Annotated in this window: 34 protein-coding genes; 26 read left to right on the forward strand and 8 right to left on the reverse strand. The window is 60.3% G+C overall.

Features of this window, described 5'->3' with window-relative positions:
* Positions 1-2: 2 nt before the first annotated feature.
* From LB568_RS18185 to LB568_RS18215, 8 genes are all read right to left on the reverse strand, one after another.
* Complete coding sequence (locus tag LB568_RS18185; protein ID WP_224730853.1) at positions 3-536, reverse strand: hypothetical protein; 534 nt, start codon at positions 534-536, stop codon at positions 3-5.
* Positions 536-940, reverse strand: coding sequence for a hypothetical protein (locus LB568_RS18190; RefSeq protein WP_224730854.1), 405 nt, complete (start codon positions 938-940; stop codon positions 536-538). The genes LB568_RS18185 and LB568_RS18190 overlap by 1 nt, the downstream gene beginning before the upstream one ends.
* 40 nt (positions 941-980) lie before the next feature.
* Entirely contained in the window at positions 981-1,217 is a 237-nt protein-coding gene (locus LB568_RS18195) for a hypothetical protein (protein WP_224730855.1), read from the reverse strand.
* 50 nt (positions 1,218-1,267) lie between these two features.
* A complete protein-coding gene (locus LB568_RS18200; RefSeq protein WP_224730856.1) occupies positions 1,268-1,939 on the reverse strand; it encodes a DNA cytosine methyltransferase in 672 nt (223 codons plus the stop codon).
* Complete coding sequence (locus LB568_RS33515) at positions 1,939-2,073, reverse strand: hypothetical protein (protein ID WP_263497095.1); 135 nt, start codon at positions 2,071-2,073, stop codon at positions 1,939-1,941. Before LB568_RS33515 ends, LB568_RS18200 begins: the two co-directional genes overlap by 1 nt.
* Positions 2,074-2,122: 49 nt before the next feature.
* Positions 2,123-2,470 (reverse strand): hypothetical protein, encoded by a 348-nt coding sequence (locus tag LB568_RS18205; protein WP_224730857.1) that lies wholly within the window; start codon positions 2,468-2,470, stop codon positions 2,123-2,125.
* A 616-nt stretch (positions 2,471-3,086) separates the two neighbouring features.
* Positions 3,087-3,353, reverse strand: a complete 267-nt coding sequence (locus LB568_RS18210; RefSeq protein ID WP_224730858.1) for an Arc family DNA-binding protein — start codon at positions 3,351-3,353, stop codon at positions 3,087-3,089.
* Positions 3,354-3,723: 370 nt separating this feature from the next.
* Positions 3,724-4,152 carry a hypothetical protein gene (locus LB568_RS18215; protein WP_224730859.1) on the reverse strand — a complete coding sequence of 143 codons (429 nt, stop codon included), beginning with the start codon at positions 4,150-4,152 and terminating at the stop codon, positions 3,724-3,726.
* 89 nt (positions 4,153-4,241) lie between these two features.
* On the opposite strand from LB568_RS18215, the gene LB568_RS18220 reads away from it, so the two are divergent.
* The 26 genes from LB568_RS18220 (at position 4,242) to LB568_RS18340 (ending at position 17,600) form a co-directional block, all read left to right on the forward strand.
* On the forward strand, positions 4,242-4,487 hold the full coding sequence (locus LB568_RS18220; protein ID WP_224730860.1) for a hypothetical protein: 246 nt from the start codon (positions 4,242-4,244) through the stop codon (positions 4,485-4,487).
* Positions 4,484-5,401, forward strand: a complete 918-nt coding sequence (locus tag LB568_RS18225) for a hypothetical protein (RefSeq protein WP_224730861.1) — start codon at positions 4,484-4,486, stop codon at positions 5,399-5,401. The genes LB568_RS18220 and LB568_RS18225 overlap by 4 nt, the downstream gene beginning before the upstream one ends.
* A complete protein-coding gene (locus LB568_RS18230; protein ID WP_224730862.1) occupies positions 5,379-5,846 on the forward strand; it encodes a hypothetical protein in 468 nt (155 codons plus the stop codon). Before LB568_RS18225 ends, LB568_RS18230 begins: the two co-directional genes overlap by 23 nt.
* The gene (locus LB568_RS18235; RefSeq protein ID WP_224730863.1) at positions 5,843-6,007 is read left to right on the forward strand and encodes a hypothetical protein; all 165 of its coding nucleotides are present in this window, start codon (positions 5,843-5,845) and stop codon (positions 6,005-6,007) included. The genes LB568_RS18230 and LB568_RS18235 overlap by 4 nt, the downstream gene beginning before the upstream one ends.
* A complete protein-coding gene (locus tag LB568_RS18240; RefSeq protein ID WP_224730864.1) occupies positions 6,004-6,681 on the forward strand; it encodes a hypothetical protein in 678 nt (225 codons plus the stop codon). The genes LB568_RS18235 and LB568_RS18240 overlap by 4 nt, the downstream gene beginning before the upstream one ends.
* Positions 6,682-6,844: 163 nt before the next feature.
* Positions 6,845-7,018 carry a hypothetical protein gene (locus LB568_RS18245; RefSeq protein ID WP_224730865.1) on the forward strand — a complete coding sequence of 58 codons (174 nt, stop codon included), beginning with the start codon at positions 6,845-6,847 and terminating at the stop codon, positions 7,016-7,018.
* Entirely contained in the window at positions 7,015-7,206 is a 192-nt protein-coding gene (locus LB568_RS18250) for a hypothetical protein (protein WP_224730866.1), read from the forward strand. Before LB568_RS18245 ends, LB568_RS18250 begins: the two co-directional genes overlap by 4 nt.
* Before the next feature lie 190 nt (positions 7,207-7,396).
* Positions 7,397-7,816 carry a hypothetical protein gene (locus LB568_RS18255; protein WP_224730867.1) on the forward strand — a complete coding sequence of 140 codons (420 nt, stop codon included), beginning with the start codon at positions 7,397-7,399 and terminating at the stop codon, positions 7,814-7,816.
* Complete coding sequence (locus LB568_RS18260) at positions 7,813-8,187, forward strand: hypothetical protein (protein ID WP_224730868.1); 375 nt, start codon at positions 7,813-7,815, stop codon at positions 8,185-8,187. Before LB568_RS18255 ends, LB568_RS18260 begins: the two co-directional genes overlap by 4 nt.
* A gap of 30 nt (positions 8,188-8,217) precedes the next feature.
* Positions 8,218-8,808, forward strand: a complete 591-nt coding sequence (locus tag LB568_RS18265) for a hypothetical protein (protein ID WP_224730869.1) — start codon at positions 8,218-8,220, stop codon at positions 8,806-8,808.
* 6 nt (positions 8,809-8,814) lie between these two features.
* On the forward strand, positions 8,815-9,528 hold the full coding sequence (locus tag LB568_RS33785) for a DNA-methyltransferase (RefSeq protein WP_412033917.1): 714 nt from the start codon (positions 8,815-8,817) through the stop codon (positions 9,526-9,528).
* Between the two features lie 29 nt (positions 9,529-9,557).
* Positions 9,558-9,866 carry a hypothetical protein gene (locus LB568_RS18275; RefSeq protein WP_224730870.1) on the forward strand — a complete coding sequence of 103 codons (309 nt, stop codon included), beginning with the start codon at positions 9,558-9,560 and terminating at the stop codon, positions 9,864-9,866.
* 4 nt (positions 9,867-9,870) lie between these two features.
* Positions 9,871-10,419, forward strand: a complete 549-nt coding sequence (locus LB568_RS18280; protein ID WP_224730871.1) for a hypothetical protein — start codon at positions 9,871-9,873, stop codon at positions 10,417-10,419.
* Entirely contained in the window at positions 10,386-11,858 is a 1,473-nt protein-coding gene (locus tag LB568_RS18285) for a DnaB-like helicase C-terminal domain-containing protein (RefSeq protein WP_224730872.1), read from the forward strand. Before LB568_RS18280 ends, LB568_RS18285 begins: the two co-directional genes overlap by 34 nt.
* The gene (locus LB568_RS33790; protein WP_412033918.1) at positions 11,855-12,052 is read left to right on the forward strand and encodes a hypothetical protein; all 198 of its coding nucleotides are present in this window, start codon (positions 11,855-11,857) and stop codon (positions 12,050-12,052) included. The genes LB568_RS18285 and LB568_RS33790 overlap by 4 nt, the downstream gene beginning before the upstream one ends.
* Positions 12,049-12,264 carry a hypothetical protein gene (locus LB568_RS18290; RefSeq protein WP_224730873.1) on the forward strand — a complete coding sequence of 72 codons (216 nt, stop codon included), beginning with the start codon at positions 12,049-12,051 and terminating at the stop codon, positions 12,262-12,264. The genes LB568_RS33790 and LB568_RS18290 overlap by 4 nt, the downstream gene beginning before the upstream one ends.
* Positions 12,261-12,593 carry a hypothetical protein gene (locus LB568_RS18295; protein WP_224730874.1) on the forward strand — a complete coding sequence of 111 codons (333 nt, stop codon included), beginning with the start codon at positions 12,261-12,263 and terminating at the stop codon, positions 12,591-12,593. The genes LB568_RS18290 and LB568_RS18295 overlap by 4 nt, the downstream gene beginning before the upstream one ends.
* Positions 12,590-12,862, forward strand: coding sequence for a hypothetical protein (locus LB568_RS18300; RefSeq protein WP_224730875.1), 273 nt, complete (start codon positions 12,590-12,592; stop codon positions 12,860-12,862). Before LB568_RS18295 ends, LB568_RS18300 begins: the two co-directional genes overlap by 4 nt.
* Positions 12,862-13,704 carry a hypothetical protein gene (locus tag LB568_RS18305; RefSeq protein ID WP_224730876.1) on the forward strand — a complete coding sequence of 281 codons (843 nt, stop codon included), beginning with the start codon at positions 12,862-12,864 and terminating at the stop codon, positions 13,702-13,704. Before LB568_RS18300 ends, LB568_RS18305 begins: the two co-directional genes overlap by 1 nt.
* A gap of 280 nt (positions 13,705-13,984) precedes the next feature.
* Positions 13,985-14,458: a hypothetical protein gene (locus LB568_RS18310; RefSeq protein ID WP_224730877.1), complete on the forward strand. Its 474-nt coding sequence runs from the start codon at positions 13,985-13,987 to the stop codon at positions 14,456-14,458.
* A gap of 137 nt (positions 14,459-14,595) precedes the next feature.
* Positions 14,596-15,195: an HNH endonuclease signature motif containing protein gene (locus tag LB568_RS18315; protein WP_224730878.1), complete on the forward strand. Its 600-nt coding sequence runs from the start codon at positions 14,596-14,598 to the stop codon at positions 15,193-15,195.
* Positions 15,192-15,635 carry a hypothetical protein gene (locus LB568_RS18320; protein WP_224730879.1) on the forward strand — a complete coding sequence of 148 codons (444 nt, stop codon included), beginning with the start codon at positions 15,192-15,194 and terminating at the stop codon, positions 15,633-15,635. Before LB568_RS18315 ends, LB568_RS18320 begins: the two co-directional genes overlap by 4 nt.
* A gap of 96 nt (positions 15,636-15,731) precedes the next feature.
* On the forward strand, positions 15,732-16,370 hold the full coding sequence (locus LB568_RS18325) for a hypothetical protein (protein ID WP_224730880.1): 639 nt from the start codon (positions 15,732-15,734) through the stop codon (positions 16,368-16,370).
* Positions 16,370-17,098, forward strand: coding sequence for a hypothetical protein (locus tag LB568_RS18330; protein WP_224730881.1), 729 nt, complete (start codon positions 16,370-16,372; stop codon positions 17,096-17,098). The genes LB568_RS18325 and LB568_RS18330 overlap by 1 nt, the downstream gene beginning before the upstream one ends.
* On the forward strand, positions 17,095-17,325 hold the full coding sequence (locus LB568_RS18335; RefSeq protein WP_224730882.1) for a hypothetical protein: 231 nt from the start codon (positions 17,095-17,097) through the stop codon (positions 17,323-17,325). Before LB568_RS18330 ends, LB568_RS18335 begins: the two co-directional genes overlap by 4 nt.
* Positions 17,325-17,600, forward strand: a complete 276-nt coding sequence (locus LB568_RS18340) for a hypothetical protein (RefSeq protein ID WP_224730883.1) — start codon at positions 17,325-17,327, stop codon at positions 17,598-17,600. Before LB568_RS18335 ends, LB568_RS18340 begins: the two co-directional genes overlap by 1 nt.
* The last annotated feature ends 78 nt before the right edge of the window (positions 17,601-17,678 follow it).

Genomic DNA, 17,678 nt, shown 5'->3' on the forward strand with positions numbered 1-17,678 from the left:
CATCAGGCGTCCTCGTCGGCGAATTCCTCGACGCCCCACATAAGTTTGTGCATCCGGCGAAGCTCGGCTTCCGGCGCGTCTTCCTCAGACCATGGTTCGCTGCCGAAATCGTCCGTGTAGGCGGTGAAGCGCCCGACAGTTGCGCCGCTTCGGCCCTCATCGATCCATGAGTATTCGAACGGCAATTCGCCGATATGCCAGAGCGCGAGAAGCCAGCCATAGGGAGTTGACCACGCGGTCTGGAAGGTCAGGGTGAGCGTGTCCTCAGTCGTCGCAATCGACTGATACTTCCCGCCTTCATCGATGCCGTAGGCGTTCCACTTGGTCGTCCAGTTTGCCCGGCACCAGTCGAGAGCATTGCCAGGAAACACCGCATGCTTGGTGCCGACGCTACCCTGCCAGATGTTGCTGGGGATCGGCAGAAGCGTCTCGAAGTTGATGGGCCCGTCATGACCACGCGCGAGAGCAAGGATCGCGCCCTGCTGGTCGGCGTCGACGTTCTTGAAGCGGATTTCAGTCAAGACATGGTTCGGCATTAGATTGTCCTCAACGTGGAAATTTGCTTGTCGAACTGTGCCTTGCGGGCGGTGACGTTGACCTCGGACCCGGACCAGTCCAGCCAGTCGCGCTCGGCCTCCAGCTTGGCGATCAGCCGCACCTTCTCGGCCGACGTCATCTGCATCAGCGAGGCAATAGCCTCATCATGCGCGGCCTGTGCCAGCGCAGCCTCAGACAGGCGGAACTCGATATCCTCGACGCAAGCCTTCAGCGCCTTGGCAAAGCACCAGTGGCGGTCCTGCGAGCCGATCCAGGCGATGTAGCTGGCAGGGCCTTCCTTCGTGATGGCGCGGGTTTCGTGGCCGAGGGTGACCGTGAAATATCCGCGGCTCGTCTCGACGAAGGATGCTGCTGGCTCGGGATGGCGGGCGCTGGCGTTCATCTGCGTTCCTTCTCGGTCTGCGGTGTGTTGGGGATGGGTGTCAGCCGGCGAGGGCAGCAGCCATCTGGCGATTTTTCCAGACGATGAGACGATCGATGTCGGTCTGCTCGACCAGACGATTGAACGTTGCGACATGCTGGGAAACTCCCCCGTCAACTTGAGGGGTGTAACCCACATGCAAAACCGTCCGTCTATGCTTGAATGTGCACCAAAAACCGGCCGCGTTTAGCTCCACCTGTGCTTCGGTAAGTGACTTGGCTTTCGGTGCGGCGTTCATCTTCAATCTCCGTTCCGGTCTGCGGTGTGTTCTTGGTTGCGTGAGAGGGGTTAGGCGGCGAGCCTGCGTTGATCTTGGATGTGTGTGATGGCCGCGCGACCCAGGAACAGGGCATAAGCTGGCGGGATGGCCTCGCTCAGTTCGTCAAGCGTCATCCAGTCAATGCCGAGCGCTTCGGATGCCGCCGGCTTGTGACCGCCTTCCCAAACGTCCTGCGTGCCACGTCCGCCGTGAGCAGCCGCGCGTTTCCTTGCGTGCCCGCCGTAGACGCCGATTACCGGCCGGTCGTCATGCGAGCATGGCGGCTGCTCGATGTAGAAGTTGCTTTCGAACAGGCGATGGCGCTGAGTGCGGCAACCCTGCGCACCAAGGCCGAACATAGAGCCGCAGAGCGTGATAGGATCGCGCATCGCCCGCTTGGCTTCCTCGACGTTCTCAATGACGAACGGGACGCCAGCCGGCATCCGGTCGCGGACCTGATCGATGAGCTGCGGCGCGCCCTTGGCACCGGGAGCATGGCGCAAGGCGCTGTAGCCTTGACACGGCGGGCTGGCCCAGATGAAATCAAACCCGTCGAGAGGATAGGTTAGCGCGTCGGCTTGAACGAAGCGGAACGGATATCTGGGCTGCGCCGCGATATCGACGCCGACAACATCGAAGCCGGCACGGTAGAGGCCCATTGCCGATCCGCCAGCCTTGCAGAACAAGTCGAGCGCCAGCATCAGATTGCCGCCTTCTCGCGAGCCATGCCCAGCGAAGGGCAGACAATCGGATCGCGCAGAACGCCGTAGACGTAGAACTCGCCGTCAATTTCCCAGATGGAAATCCGTCCGTGCTGTTCGATCAGGCTAGCCATTGTCGTCGTTCTCCAGATGCAAGGGGGTGGGGAGGTCAGGCGGCGGCGCTCATGGCTGCACCGGAGGATTTAGGCGCGGGCGCCAGAATTTCGGCTCGACCGGACCGTGATAGATGTCGTACCATTGCCGGTCAGCTATGCCCGGCTCGTACCAGCCCTCAACATTGATCCAATCATCGTTCTCGTCTTTGAGAGCCAACAAGACCAGCGTCTTGCCGTCCTTCGGGGCCTCGTTCATCGGCCTCCATCCGTTGAGGGCTGTCACTGCAAGGGTTGCCGCCTCCAAGGCGTTTGCTGACGCGTATATGAGCGCGACGAGCGTCCCCTTGTCAGTGCGGACACAAATGTCCCCATTTCCGGTTCCGTTGGCATCAGCCATGTCAACGACGAAGGTCACAGCGTCACCTTCGAAGCTGCGACCGGCAACCAGCGAAGAGCGCGCGGCGACCAGTAGAAGAATTTCGCGCCCGTCTGCTTTACCGTGAAGGTCTTGCCGTTGATGAGGGTGGTCATTTGCGTCGTCTCCAGGGCAGTGGGTGTCTGCTTTCTGGAGATGAACTTATCGGGAAAAAAACCGACTTGCAACATAAATCGGGATTAAGACCGAAAATTCTTTTGACACGCCAACCGCATCGGCGCAAAAGAAAACCCCGGTCGGAGAAATCCGCCGGGGCGCAGGCTGGTGTAATAAGTCGCCGCTTATGTATCAAACCCGAACGGGAGATGCAAGCGGTACACCCCCGGCGCAGCGGCGACCCGGTGCAATCCCGGAGCAGGTGAAGCCGCAAGCGTGGGTGTTTCAAGTCCGAAACACGCTGCCTGAAAAGTAGGACCGACTATCCGGAAGGACGTCGTAGGCCAGTCCCGTCCCGGCTCCATGCCTTCAGGACTTCGGCTTAAGAGCACCCCAACCTTATCGGTTCAGCCGGTAGGGTAGGGGTGTTCTTTGCCTAGAACCGCCCCTCACCATCCTTCAAAACCTCAAGAGACAGAGGATAAGTAGGTTCTAAGCCCTAACCCTTGATCGCCTGAACAAGAACTTCGATGGTCCGCTCTACGCTATCGATGAACCGAGCGCGCTCGTCATCGTCAAGCCGTTCCACCAGTGGCCGGAAAATCTCAGTCAGGCGAGCTGCGGGATCCTGATCGAATGTAAGCCGGAGCCTGGCCAGTATCTCGGCATTCATGCTTCTGGCACTGACCTTGCGAGCGCGCACCAGCGCCGCCTCGATCTCAGGCGTCAACCTCAGGTTAAATCTTGGCTGATCAGGTTGCGGCATCCCGGCCTTATGGCCGAAACAGCCGTCTCCCGAAATGGTGCCAAATTTCCGGAAAGTGTGCCATTGTCCCCACTATTCACAGGCGCACCATTACACTTAAACACATTCTGTTAATGCCTGAAAAATGGTCGTAAACGTACAATGGTGCCAAAATGGGACACCGCGTAAGTCAAAGCGGTGTTGACAAGGGGGAGAGGAAATTGTTCCTATTCGCAGTGCTCGGGGCTCGGGAATCCAGAAATGATCCACTACATGCCACTTGAGAAGACAAGGGGCGAAGCAACGCTGGAGAGGCTGAGGGCGCTCGCGGCCAACGCTTGGTCCTTGGATGATCCAGCAATTCGGATCGAGCGGGACGCGGCCTCAATCGCTAAGGAGATGGCGAAGCTTCACGGCGGGAAGTGGCGGGTTCAGATCGACCATCTGGCAGGGCTGGTCGCGGTTGTGAGGCAGCATTAGCCCGCTGGAAACCGTCGATCATCGAAAGCAGCACGCCAACATTTTCGGGCTTTAATCCATCGATTCGGTGAAGAACGGCGAGGATCTCGTCCGGGCTGCGCATTACGGACTGTTCCGGCCCGGTTCCTTCCATGAGCCACGACGCCGTTGTCTCGAGGACCGGCGCCAGCTTAACCAGCGTTCGGGTTGAAACACCTGCATCATCCTTGCCGTCGCGTATCGCCCGGCGCATGTCGCGGATCGCGCTATCGCTCAAGCCGGCCATGACCGCGGCTGCGGATTCCTTAAGTCCTACAGCGTTCAACCTGGATTCGATGCGGGCAAGAATGTCTTTCAGCATGGCGGGGATTTTTACCGATTTTCAGTTATCGACGCATTCGGGAAGAAAACCGTTGACACAATCGGGAAAAAGACCGAATAGTGTCGGCCATGAACCAGATCGCCGAACTGCTTTCCATCGTTGACGCATACATGACGGCGACCGGCCGGAAGGAAACGACGGTCAGCACGACGGTCTTCAACGACGGCAAAAAGCTCACCAGTCTGCGTGATGGAACCGCCGACATCGGCACGCGCCGGTACAACTCGGCCATCATGTGGTTCGCGGCCAACTGGCCGGACGGCGCGGTCTGGCCCGACGGCGTGGCGCGCCCGATGGTGGAGCAGGCCGCATGATCCGCGCCGAGGCTGTCGAACCGAAGCAAGAGCACACTCCGCCGGTCGGCGTGAAGTGGCACGAATGCGCCGACATCTTCCCATGGATCGAAGGCGAGGCATTCCGCGCCCTGGTCGAGGACGTCCGCAAGAACGGCGTCATCGAGCCGATCGTCTTCCTCGACGGCGCCATCCTCGACGGTCGCAACCGCTACATGGCGGCGCGTGAGCTCGGCATCGAATATCCCCGCGTCGAGTATGAAGGAGACGATCCGCTTGGGTTCGTCATCAGCCACAACCTCACCCGCCGGCACCTCGACGCCGGCCAGCGAGCCAAAGTGGCAGCCAGAATTGCCAATATGCAGTCCGGCGCGAGGACCGACATCGAACCAAGCGCAAATTTGCGTCAGGTTTCGATCGACGACGCTGCACGATTGATGAACGTTTCGCCGCGCTTGGTTGATACAGCGCGCAAGGTAGAGCGAGACGGTGCACCAGAGTTGGTAGCGGCGGTCGACGCGGGAAAGGTGAGTCTTTCTGCCGCCGCCGTCATCGCAAATCAAGATCACGACACGCAGCGCCGGCTCGTCACCGAGGACAAGTTGAGGCGCGCGGCTGCCGACCTGAAGAAGGCCGAGGCTGAAGCAAGGGAAGCCGAAAAGCTCCCAAAGGCCGAGCCGCTTACGGCCGAACAAAAGGCCGAACAGGTTCGGATCTTTGGCACTCAGGATGACCGAGCCGTCTCCGCTCTCATCGACGAGGTGGTGGAGAAGATCAATGCGCAGCCGTCGGCCGAAGATGCCGCGCATCGCATCCCGCCAGCCCTTCGGCATTCGGTTGATACGGCAGCGATCCGAACCGCAGCCGCGTGGCTGATCAACTTCTGCGAAATTTGGGAAAAGGAGCAAGCGCATGGGCTCGAAGCGGCTGAGTGACGTCGTCACCGACATTGTCGACAGCGTGTATGCCGGCGAGGTGATCAACGCCCGCCATGCCGCAGTTGAGAAATGGGACGACATCGACGATGACGGCCAATACCTCGCCGGCATTGAGGGGCTGGTCGCCAGGGTTTCCAGCAAGGCGCGGTCGCTATCTGCTGTATCGGCAACCAAGCATTCCGAAGCCCAGGCAGAGTTGCCGTTCCGGCTACCGTCGGTCGTCGCGATGGACACAGACGAAAGTGTCCTCATGCCGACGCGCGGTTTGAGCCGCAACCAGTTCGTGCGCGCCATCGAGATTCGCGAAAAGCAGATCAAGGACGACCAGGCCCGGTTGAGTGAGTGGAAAACCGCACTGAAGGCGGCCGACCGTTTCTGGCGCCGCAACCCTGACTGGACCTTCGGCGACTGCCTCGATGCTATCATGGGCATCGCGGCATGAAGCGCAAGGTGTCCATAGCCTTCGGCATCACACTGATCGCCTTCTGCGGTTTGGTCGGAACGCTTGCCATACTGCAAAGCAATTTCATCCTCGCCGGGATCAACGCGGCTCTGATCGTCGTCAACCTGTGCACGCTCTGGACGCTGGCGAGGCATACATGAACGCGCCATCAGCTCGCGGCCTCTTCCGCGCCACCGGCAAGAAGTCCAAGCCGGTCGTCCAGCGCAATCTCGACGGCAGCTATGAGCGCGTCGACGGCATGGAGAGGGAGAAGGAAGACTTCTATCCGACGCCACCTGAGCCGACACGCGCGCTCCTTCATGCTGAAATCGATCGGCTGCGCGACTTCGGCACCATATGGGAGCCAGCGGCCGGCGACGGCGCAATGGTCCGCGAGATGGAATCGGTCGGGCTGACTGTCCGCGCTTCCGATCTGGTCGACCGCGGCTGCGATGCCGACATCAGATCCTTCTACGATTTCCCGATAGCACCGGCCAAAGCCATCGTGACGAACCCGCCATTCAGCGAATGCGGCTGGGGCAACGGCAAGGCCCGCTGGCTGAAACATGCCATTGAGGGACTCGGCGTCGAGTACATGGCCTTGCTCATGAATTGGGGCTGGCCTGGCGCTGGCGGACTCGGCCCGTTCTATGCAGCCAACCCGCCGGCCCGAGTCTACCTGATGAGGTGGAAGATTGATTTCACCGGGCAGGGCGCACCGCCGATGCTCAATGCATGGTTCGTCTGGGACAAGGCGTGGCAGGGCGAAACCGTCCTTCGCATGCTGGACCGGAAGGACGCGCGGCAGGCCGAACTGTTTGAGGTCGCAGCATGACCCTCTGGCACGTCCTCCTGATTTATCTCGCGGCGTCGGTTCCGTCGTCGTTGCTGATTGGCCAAGCACTCCGTCGGCTGAACGCAGCCGAGCGACGTGAGCAATTGCGCGAGCGAGGGCTGCTGCCGTGAGAGCCGCCGGCGAAGTGAACCTGAAATGGTCAATGGCCGACGTCGACCGGGTCGCGCGGTTTTCCATATCTGGGATGTCCACTGATCAGATTTGCGCGGCGCTTGCCGGCACGCGGCTGGAATCTACACCGCAGGAAATCGACGGTCTGCTGGCTCAAATCCGGATGCCATGCCTCGGCTACTATCCGGAGTTTGCACACTCATGACCTGGCTCGCCACCCTGATATCGTTCCTAGCCGGCATTGCCGTTGAACGGACCCTGGCGCGCTATCGCGTCAGCCAGCCCATTGGTGCGGTCACGCGCAGCTTTGAATGGCCCGGCAAGCCCATGCGCATCATCGATGCCGAAATCCTTACCCCGGAAGCCATCAACGCGGCTGTGAGGGGTGACTGAGAATGGGCAATTTTCGTTCTCCGCTCGGGGCGGAAATTGCTGCCCCCCAAACTCAAAGACCAACTGGATCGACCTCTGAGCCTGCAAGCGTGGGGTTCGATCCATTGGACATTCCTTTTCTACCATTCGCCGGACCTTCCGGCTCAGTCGCTCTTGGTGACGGACACACCTTAGCGAAGAGGAAACCATCATGTCCGAACCAAGCCGGTACGGGTCAGTACCGAAACAGGGTGACCAGATGAGTACGAGCGTTGCGGCGAAGGAGGCGTTCGAGTTGTTGAACGCCGCCACGCAGAAAGAATGGCGCGGGTGGGGCGATACGCGCACCGCCGCGCGAGATCGAGCAGCAAAGAAAGCCGGGCTGACCCCGGCCCAGGCCGAGCGTCTGTGGAAGAACTGGCAGACGCTGAAGTTTCCGAACGGCGACGTCTACCGCCTGCTTCGGAACAAATACGGCCATCTCTGCGCATGGGTGGAAAACGCGGCGGACGCCATGGAGCGTGAACGCCGGGAAATCGAGGGAAAGAATGCGACTGATCAAAGCCATCCGTCGGTGGGTGGCAGAGTGGCGGGCGCTTCGCGCAGCCCGTCGGAACAGGAGATGAGATGAAGCTCAACGAGTTCAAAGCCTGGTTCGAAGGGTACACGGAAAGCATGGAAGGCACCCCGAGCAAGAAGCAGTGGGAGCGCATCAAGGAACAGGTTGCCGCCGTCGATGGCGTGGCTATCACGCCGACCAGCTACCCTGTCTACATCGATCGCTATGTGAGGCCATACTGGCACCCGACCTATTGGGCGACTACAAGCGGTGTCGGCCATGGCGTTACAAACAACGTCGCGCTTCTCTCCGGGCAAGCCCAGAATGCAGCCGACTACATGAGTGTCATCAACTCCGCCGGCCAGAACGGTGATGGCGGCACGGTTTTTGACAGCGCTACCGCCATGTATGCGGCCGGGAAGGCCGAAGCAGCGGCGAACTAGCAAAAACAACCCCAAAGCGGAGCAACTGACATGGTGAAAGCGGCGAAGAAAAGTGCAGCACCGGCCGGCGAGGGCCACAACAGCAGCGGCGATACCGCCGATCTCGACCGCAAGGTCTTGTTCCACATCAACCGGCAGAACTGGCTGAAGGCGCTGGCCGCGAAGAAAGCCGCCGATGCCGCGCTGAAGAATGTCTGCAAGGTCGTCAAGTCCGACCTCGGCGAGTTCGGCATGACCCAGATCAAAGACTATGAAAAGGCACAGACACCCGAGGGCAAGGCCGAGCTTCAGGCCAAGCAGGCGGCAACGCGGCAGGCGATGGCCTGGGCCGGTATCCCGGTCAATACGCAACTCGACATGCTGGTCGATCTCGCCCCGCTGGAGGAGCGCGCATATCAGGATGGCCTCGACGCCGGCCTTCGTGGCGACACGCTGTCCAATCCGTTCAACCCACTCTCCGCTGAAGGCCAAGCCTTCGAAAAGGGCTGGCACGATGGGCAAGGCGCTCTCTTTGCCGGCATCAAGAAGAAGGAAGAGGCTGCCAGCGATGAACTCATCCACGGCGACGGGCATGAAGACCCGTTCGGCGAGGAAGACGAACAGCGCGAAGCAGCGGAATAAGCGCACATGATCCGCCGCGAGGAGATCATAGGCGATTGCCGGCTTATCCTGGGTGACTGCCTGGAGGTGTTGCCGCTGCTGGGGGGGGGCATGGCCGTGGTCAGTGATCCTCCCTATGGCATCGCCTTCGCTCACGGCGGAAACGACAACAGCGGCATAGGCGGCGGGCGGTATGCGACCAAGTTCGCGAAGGTCGCCATCGAAGGCGATGACCGTCCATTTGATCCGCTTCCGCTGACATCGGTCGGTAGTGACTGCATCCTCTGGGGCGCAAACCATTTCGCCGATAGACTGCCGGCCTCATCCTCGTGGCTGATTTGGGACAAGCGAGCGGCGTCCGGTCACACCAACGATTTCGCCGACTGCGAAATGGCGTGGACCAACCTGCAGAACGTTGCGCGGGTCTTCCGTCACCATTGGGACGGGATGATGAAAGCCTCCGAGCGCGGCGTCTCCCGCGTTCATCCTACGCAAAAGCCGATTGTGCTCATGGAATGGTGCATCGGCATGGTCGACCAAGAAGCGACGATCCTTGACCCATACATGGGCTCCGGCACAACCGGCGTCGCCTGCGCCAAGCTCGGCCGCAAATTCATCGGTATTGAGATCGACGAGGACTACTTCAACATCGCCTGCGAGCGCATCCGCAAGGCCTATGCCCAGCCCGACATGTTCATTGAGCCCCGCGCTCCTGAGCCGAAGCAGGAGGCGCTGCTTTGACCCGCCCCACGCACAGCTTAGCCGGAGCCTTGGCGGTCTCCGGTATTCTCGCAGGGATCGTGCTGATCGGCCTGCACGGTAAGGCATACCCGCATCAGGCGCCGACCGGCTGGACCTTTGATTCCCGCTGCTGCGGCAACGGAGATTGTTACCCGGTCCAGACCGACGCCATCAAAGAGGGGCCTGACGGCTATCATATCCAGTCCACCGGCGAGGTGATCCCCTACCAGTCGACCAAGGTGCTGCCGTCGCCTGACGGGCTTCCCTATCGCTGCTCGACAGCCGGAAGCGTCATGGGCGTCACCTACTGCATCTATGTCAACAAGGGCGGGATGTAGCCGCATGCTGATCCTGGGATTGGACATTGCCACGGTTTCAGGTTTCGCCTGGTACGAGCCCGGCTCCTCGCTCTCGTCGATCAAGACCGGCCTCATCAAGGCTGTCGGCGACAATGCGGAGGAGAAAGCCGCATCCCTCGCAACGCAGATGGTGGCCATGTTCAAGCCCGGCCGCCCTGATTTCGTGGCCATCGAGCAGCCGATGCGCAACATCAAATCCTTCCGCAAGACCAAGACCGACCTCGCCGGCGTTATGGATGAGCAGACCGTCAACCCGAATGCGTTGCAGCTCGAGGGGCTGGTCTGCGCGGCGGTGGCGATCATCGCGGCCTATCGCATCCCATGGGAGTGCGTGCCGTCGACAACGTGGCGTAAGCATTTTCTCGGGATGGGGCGTTCGCCAGGATTCGATCGCCAGATGTGGAAGCGCGCGGCAATCGAGCGCTGCAGGGTGCTGAAGATCGACGTGAAGAACGCGGATGCCGCCGAAGCGGTTGGTATAGCAATGGCCGGCGAGGCTTGCCAGCGATTCAAGATGGCGAGGGCGGCCTGATGAACGCCATGGAGCGCAACTTCCGCGCTGCGCTGCCTGATGCCGTCGAGGCAGAGCAGGCCCTTCTAGGCGCCATCCTGAAGTCGAATGACACCTATTGGCGGGTTGCCGGCTTTCTGAAGCCCAATCACTTCCATGAAAAGCTGCATGGTGCGCTCTATGAAGTGATGGGCGCCATGATCGCCGAAGGGCGGCCGGCAAACCCGATCACGATGAAGCCCTATGTCGACGCGGAGGCCATGGTCGGCGAGCAAACGCTGTTCGGCTATCTCATCCGGTTGCTGTCAGAGGCGATCACGACGTCAGGCGCCTACGATTACGGGCGCGGCATCATCGAGATGTGGGCACGCCACCAGCTCATTGCCGCGGCGCACGATCTGGACGCGCTGGCCCGCAACATGCCGGTGGACATGACCCCTGAAAAGATCATCGGGTCGGTTGCCGACGAACTCACCCGCATAGCCAGGGAAGGCAACGAGCGCGCCGCCAGTGTCCAGTATGGTGTCATCCTGCCGAACGCAGTCACCAAGGCTGCCAAGTCGAGTGGTGACCTGTCGTCTCGCATTCCATGGTTCCTGCCGGAGATCACATCGGCGCTGGGCGATATCCGCCGCGGCAACCTTGTCGGGCTCATGTCGGACAGTGGAGGAGGAAAAACATCATTCTCGCTCCAGCAATGCCGGTTTGCCGCCTCACAGGGCTTCAAGAGCGCGTTCTTCTCGATCGAGGTGACAGACGAGGAAGCAGCGCTCCAGGCCGCTGCACAGCAAGCGCATATCTCGCTGGGGCGTATCGACGCCTACACGCTCAACTCCAAGGAGTCCGGCGACCTCGAAAAGGAGATGATGACGTCGGCCGATCTGCCTTTCTACATCGTCGGCTTTGGCGAATGCACAATGTCGGATATCCGGGTGAAGGCCGAGGCCATGGTAAAAAGCCAGGGCCTGGACCTGATCATGATCGACCACGCCAAGATGATCAGCCTGCCGAATCCCAAGGATATCTTCGCCGACCGAGTGAACGCGCTCTATCGCGGCCTGAAGGCGCTGGCGAAAACGCTCAACGTGGCGATCGTCATCCTGATCCAGCGCAATGATGACTGGAAACGCCGCTGGCAGACCGGTGGCATCATCCGCCCGATGATGGGCGATGCCTACGGTGGATCCGGTGTGAAGCAAAACCTCGACGTCTGGTTTTCGCTCTACCGCCCCGAGCCGCTTTACAAGGAACTCATCCCGCAGACCCAAAAGCAGGAAAAGCGCGACGAGCTTATCCAGAAATACGACCGGTCACGCGGGAAAGCCCAAATCATCAACCACAAGCGGCGCCGCGGTGAGCCAGGCATATCGCCGGAGATCGGGTTCGAGGCGGAATTCACCATGTTCCACTCGCTCGCCCAGGATCAGCCGGAATCGTTCGAGGGGTTTTTCGCAGAATGAGCGAGCGCACCTCCCACCTCTACGGCCTCTTGTGTCCCTGCTGCACATCAAGCCGGCTGCGCACGATAGAGACGCGCCCGGCCTTAAACGGCATCAAGCGCCGTCGGGCATGCAAGGACTGCGGCAAGCGGCTGACAACGATGGAGGCCGTCCGTCTCGCACCCATTGAAACCACAAGCGGGAGGTCGGGATGATCGGAACCATGTGGAACGGCAAGGTGCTTCACGTCGTCGAAACAGGCACGTTGGTGAAAGACCCGAGCGGCCGGAAGCCAGCAATATCGATCGACGAGCAAACCGTCGCCATCGTCGGTGGCAGCCTCTACTGCACCGCGTCGACGGAGGCAAAGATCATCGCGAAAATAGACGCGATGAACGCGTGGGAAAAAGGCGAGCCGATCGCATGAGCAGCGACTTCCTGCCCGAATATACCGCTGTCCCGGTGCGAGGTGGATACCGCGGCAGCTATCGATTGTTTTGTGGCCAGCCCTTCCGGTTCATTCCCGGCTGCGAACCATATCCGACGGCAGGCAGGGCGCTTGAAGCGGCCAAGGAATATGTCCGAATCCGCCTCAACCCGCCTATCAGGTCGGAAATCACTGAGGCCAAAGACGTCCTAGGCCTCGCCTCCTGGCATCTCGAGAAAGCAGCACAGCGCGCGGCAGAGCAGGAACAGGCGCTGGGGGCGATCGTAATCCGAGGTCGAAGCGTCAAAATCGAAAGGAAGCGAGCATGAGAGCGCATCAACTTGGCGACGGACCTATCCAGAACGATTACCGCGACAAGATGAACGCGGTGATGGCTACGCTGGACGAGTTCATGAACGGCGACACCAAAGGCGCGGATCGCGAAGTCGGCATTGTGGTTCTCATGTTCCCGTTCGGAGCTACGGACGGTCGCTGCAACTTCATCTCAAACGGCGCCCAGAGGCAGGACATCGTCACCTTGTTCAAGGAGATGATCGCCCGCTTCGAAGGCCAGCCAGCAATGAAAGGTCGCGCATAATGGGCATGTTCAGCAGACACTATCACCGCCGCTGGAGCGATCACGACCACTACTTCGGCCCGTTCACCTACGCGCATGAAAAGCGCGGCCATTATCGGCCTCTAGCCATCGTGCTCGGCTCGGGCGATGACGAATACCCAGGTTGCGATCTCCGCCTGAGCGGGTTCGGCCACACCCTCATCCTGGCGCTGCCGCAAGTCCTGAAGCCGTGGCGCCGGAAGGTCGAGGCCAAAACATGGGACGCAGCCACAATCGAACGGCTCGGCCGCGATTGGTATTGGGACACCCACGAACGGGAATACGGCTTCACCTGCTCCGAAGGCCATCTGAGCGTCATGCTTGGACGCCAGACGAACGACAGCAGCACCGAACAGCGCTGGAGCAAGTTCCTGCCGTGGACGCAATGGCGGCACGTCCGCAAGAGCTTCTACGGGATCAACGGCGAGCACGTCGCGACACTGCCCAACACCGGCAAGAGCTACGTCGGCGATCCGGGCCGGTGGGAGCGCGAACGCGCGATTGAAAAGACAACCCCGACGGTCGTATTTGCGTTCGACGACTTCGACGGTGAGCGCCTGTCAGTCGCCACGATGATCGAGGAATGGGAGTGGAAGTTCGGAACAGGCTGGTTCAAATGGCTCTCCCTATTCCGCGCACCGAAGATACGCCGCTCACTCGACCTTCGCTTCTCCGGCGAGACCGGCGAGCGCAAAGGATCATGGAAGGGCGGTACGCTCGGCCATTCCATCGATATGCTTCCCGGCGAACTGCATGAGCCAGCGTTCCGTCGATACTGCATCAAGCAGAAGATGACGTTTGTCAGCGCGCATGAGGCCGCCTAATGCCAGCACCATCAAATTCAGACCGCATCACAGGCGAAACCCGCTACCGCACCGGCTGGTTCGGCAAGCTCATCCTCCAAGTCGAGGAAAACACTTCAGGGTATCTTTCGGTTGGCGGCTGTAATCCCCGCAGGGTCAACTCGACGCGTTGGCGCGATGCCAAAGCGCAAGACCTCCGCCTGATTGACTGGTACGAACGCTCGGCACGCGCCAAGGCTGAAGGTGCGGTTCCGCCTCCACCACCCGGTCGGGTTATGACAGGCTCGGGGAGGCCAGCCTAATGCGCGTCTTCGCCTATCGAGCCACAGCAGCAGGCATAGCCAGACGCGCCAGCGAGCGCGGACAGCCCATCGCGGCCATTGAGGCGGTGGAGGCGGAACGCGCTCCCACGGTCACGCCAAAGGCGAGCAACGTCATTCGCTTCCGCCGTCCGCCAGTCGCCCATGAGACGCGGCGCATGTCATCGGCCCAAGACTTCCGCCGGGCAAAGCACATGGCGTTCCTGGCAGGCCTCGATATCTCGACGCAGACGCCGGTCAAGGCACTGATCGACCGTGTAGCTGCATGGCACGGCTTCTCCCACGACGACATCATCAAGGATTGCCGCCAAAGGAAGTTGTATGAGGCCCGCCTGGATTGCGTGGTCGCGGTCAAGCAAGCGTATCCCGAAGCGACGCAGCCATGGCTTGGCAAGCGCTTCCACCGGGACAGCACGACGATGTTCTATGCCTTGCGAAAGCGAGGTCTCGCATGACGAGTTTATCCACAGAAAGTTGGTATAAAGGCCTTTCGACCCTGCAAAACCAAGGGGTTCCGGCCTATAAAAGACGAGCCGCCGGGTGCTTGCAACGCCACGACGGCTCTAACCAACCCGAACGGATGAGGTTCGTAATGGCTACGCCGACCCAAGCACGAGTGCGTGCGCTTTTCAACTATGACCCAGAGACAGGAATCCTGATCTGGAGATCACGGCCTCGGTCTGAGTTCAAGACCGAAGCTGCTTACCGGTCGTTTGTCGCAAACTGCGAAGGCAAAGAAGCGGGCCACGTCGATCCGCAGGGCTATCGGAAGGCATTTTTCGATGGCATCCTTACGCAGACGCACAAGATTGCATGGTTGATTGTCACCGGCGAATGGGTGGTCTACCCGGAAGCAGAGATCGACCACGACAATGGCGATCGGTCTGACAATCGCATCGAAAATCTGCGCAAGGCGACCAAGAGCCAGAACCAGCGCAACGCCGGCCAGCGTGTCAACAACACGTCTGGCGTCCATGGCGTCAATTGGAAGCCGCGAAATGATGGCTTCGAAGGACGATGGGTTGCCCGCATCTGGAACGGGCCGCGACACATCTACCTTGGGGTATTTGCCAGTCTGAGGGACGCGCAAATAGCGCGCAAGGCCGCAGAACGTGCGCTTGGCTATACCGGCACCGAGCGCGAGCCGAAGGACCACAAGGCGCATGCGCTGCAGAAGCGGAGCCAGGCATGATCGATCCGCGCGTCGTCGCTCTCTGTCTGGAATTCGGCATCGAGATCGTGCCGGCGAACCGCTATCCCGACATAGGCCAGACGCGCGCCGTGGCATCCATCCAGCGCATCATCGAACGCTTCGGCGAACACCACGCAAGGGCCGTCATGCGCACCCTGGCCGAGACGGCAAACAACAAGGCGCTGCTCGACGAATCCGGCCTATGGGCCGCCTCCGACCTGCTGCGCGTCTATGCCAAGGTCTACCATGAGCGGCCGACTGATTGGTTCGAGGTTTGGGATGCTGCACCCGTCGGCGAGCTCCAGTTCGTTGCACAGCAGTTGCGCGGCTTCGTCAAGATCAGACCAGCGCTGGCCGGCATGGTGCAGGAGAGGCTATATAAGCGGTTCGGACCATGGGCGAACCAGCCAGACCTTTATGATGACAGAAGGCAGGCGTAGGATGCGCCGGAGAGGACCAAAGCAATGCCAAATCATGTGACGACGCGATGCACAGTTACCGGGCCGACCGAGGACATAGCGGCTTTCCGCGCCTCAATGATCCGAACCGACGAGAAGGGGAAGACGTTTCTCGACTTCGAGCAGATCGTTCCGATGCCAGCATCTGCAGGCGAGGTCGTGGAAGACGGTCTGTCGCCTGATATCCTTGCCATCATGGCCCGGTCGAGCGGCATCGTGGAAATCTGGAATCGCCTGCGGAAGCATGACACCAATGGTCACTTGGGCGAATGGAAAGGCTATGTCGGTTTCGAGGATGGCGAGATCGAACAGCGCTTGGAGAACCTCTATCCTGGGTGCATAGACCGAGCCCGCAAGATGGCGCTCTGCATCGGCGAGACTGGCCATAAATCATGGTATGATTGGTCAATCGCCAATTGGGGCACTAAGTGGAACTCCTACGATTTCGATCTAGTCAGCGAAGACCCGTTCCAATTCACATTCCAGACGGCATGGAGTTTTCCGGAGCCTGTTTTCGTGGCGTTGGCCAAGCGCTATCCCGCGCTGCAGTTCGAGTGCCTATCGTTCGATGAGGGGTGGAACTTCGCGGCAACTGGTTTTTTCAACCCGCCGGACGGAAAGCCAGCATGGCAGACATGCGACGCCACGGAAGCGCTCTATGAGCAGGTCTATGGCGAGAAATACGAACGTGAGCCCGAAGAAGCGGAGAGCGCTTGATGGACATCGGATCGATTGCTGAGAAGTTCATCCGCGCCGCCGAGATCGAGCGCGCCAGCCATGAGCATGTCGGGCCCGTGCCGCTACGAGCGCAGCAACTGCCATACGTCCACGACCAGGCCGACAAGAACGGCTGGGGCAAGGCGCGGGAACAGCGCGTCATCAAGAAGGGGAAGCTCATCCAGGGCGACTGGCTGGACGAGCATGAAGACCCGTTGGCAGCCGAGCGCAAGGCGTTCTGGGAGCGCATCGGCTTCATGCCATCGGCGCATGAGCTTTCCGAACTGGAAGCGCTCTATGAATGGCTGCTTGGCGTAGGCAACGACAGCGAGCGCCGCGCGTTGCTTGCATGGGCTCGTTCCAAGGTCGGCGGCAAGTCATTCCGGCGCTGGTGTTTCAAGGTCGAGGGCATCCATCCAAACACAGGCCGCGCAAGAAAAGATCGGGCTTTGGCTCAAATTTCGGCCATTCTGGTTCGCAACGCATCGCAGCATAGCGGATCGCCCCAAATCCGCCTGTTGCAACCTACCCACGAAATCAGTGATATTTGTGCCACAATCACCGAAGATGCGGGAGAGCGAGACTGCCTCAATTCATGGATGGCAGACGGCGCCTTTTCCAAGATCCTCTCATCCGAGCATGACGATTTCAGTTGGGCTGCCAAGCGCAGCCAAGCCCGCCGCCAGCGAGAGCAGCAGCGCAGGAAGCAGCAACAGGTGGCCGCATGAGCGACCCTGAGATTTGCACTCGCTGCGGAAAGCCAATTGGCTATGTTGTCTGGGCCTATAACGTCGATGGTGGCGAAGAGCTTCGCTCCGACGGGTATTTCGAGGATGTGCCGCTTGGCCATCCGCGTCCATGGTCCCACTACGAATGCGAGGACATGAAGCCTCTCAAGCGCCATCTCCTGCCATGGGTATCCATCCTTGCGCAGCGCAGGAAGCAGGCGGCGTGATGGGCGACAAGTTCAAAGACGTCATCGCAAGGCATCCGCTCCCATGGCGGGTAACGGACGCTTACAAGGAATGGAACGTCTCTGGCGGCCATTCGGCAAATCCTCCCGCCATCGTCGACGCTCTCTACCAGGATGATCTAGACCGGGATGAGGTCGAATATTCCGTCATTGCGGAGAACGACAAGCACATCGTCGTCACCTCTTCGGAATGGCTCAATATGGATGTCGACGCCGCCGAATTCATGGTTGCTGCGGTAAACGGGACTGCGGCGTGATGGCCACGGCGATCAACCTGACAATCGACATCATAGGCTTCGCGGGTTTGATCGCATGCGCCCTGCTCATTGGATGGC

The sequence above is a fragment of the Mesorhizobium sp. B263B2A genome, from assembly GCF_020165775.1.
GTDB classification, from domain to species: domain Bacteria; phylum Pseudomonadota; class Alphaproteobacteria; order Rhizobiales; family Rhizobiaceae; genus Mesorhizobium; species Mesorhizobium opportunistum.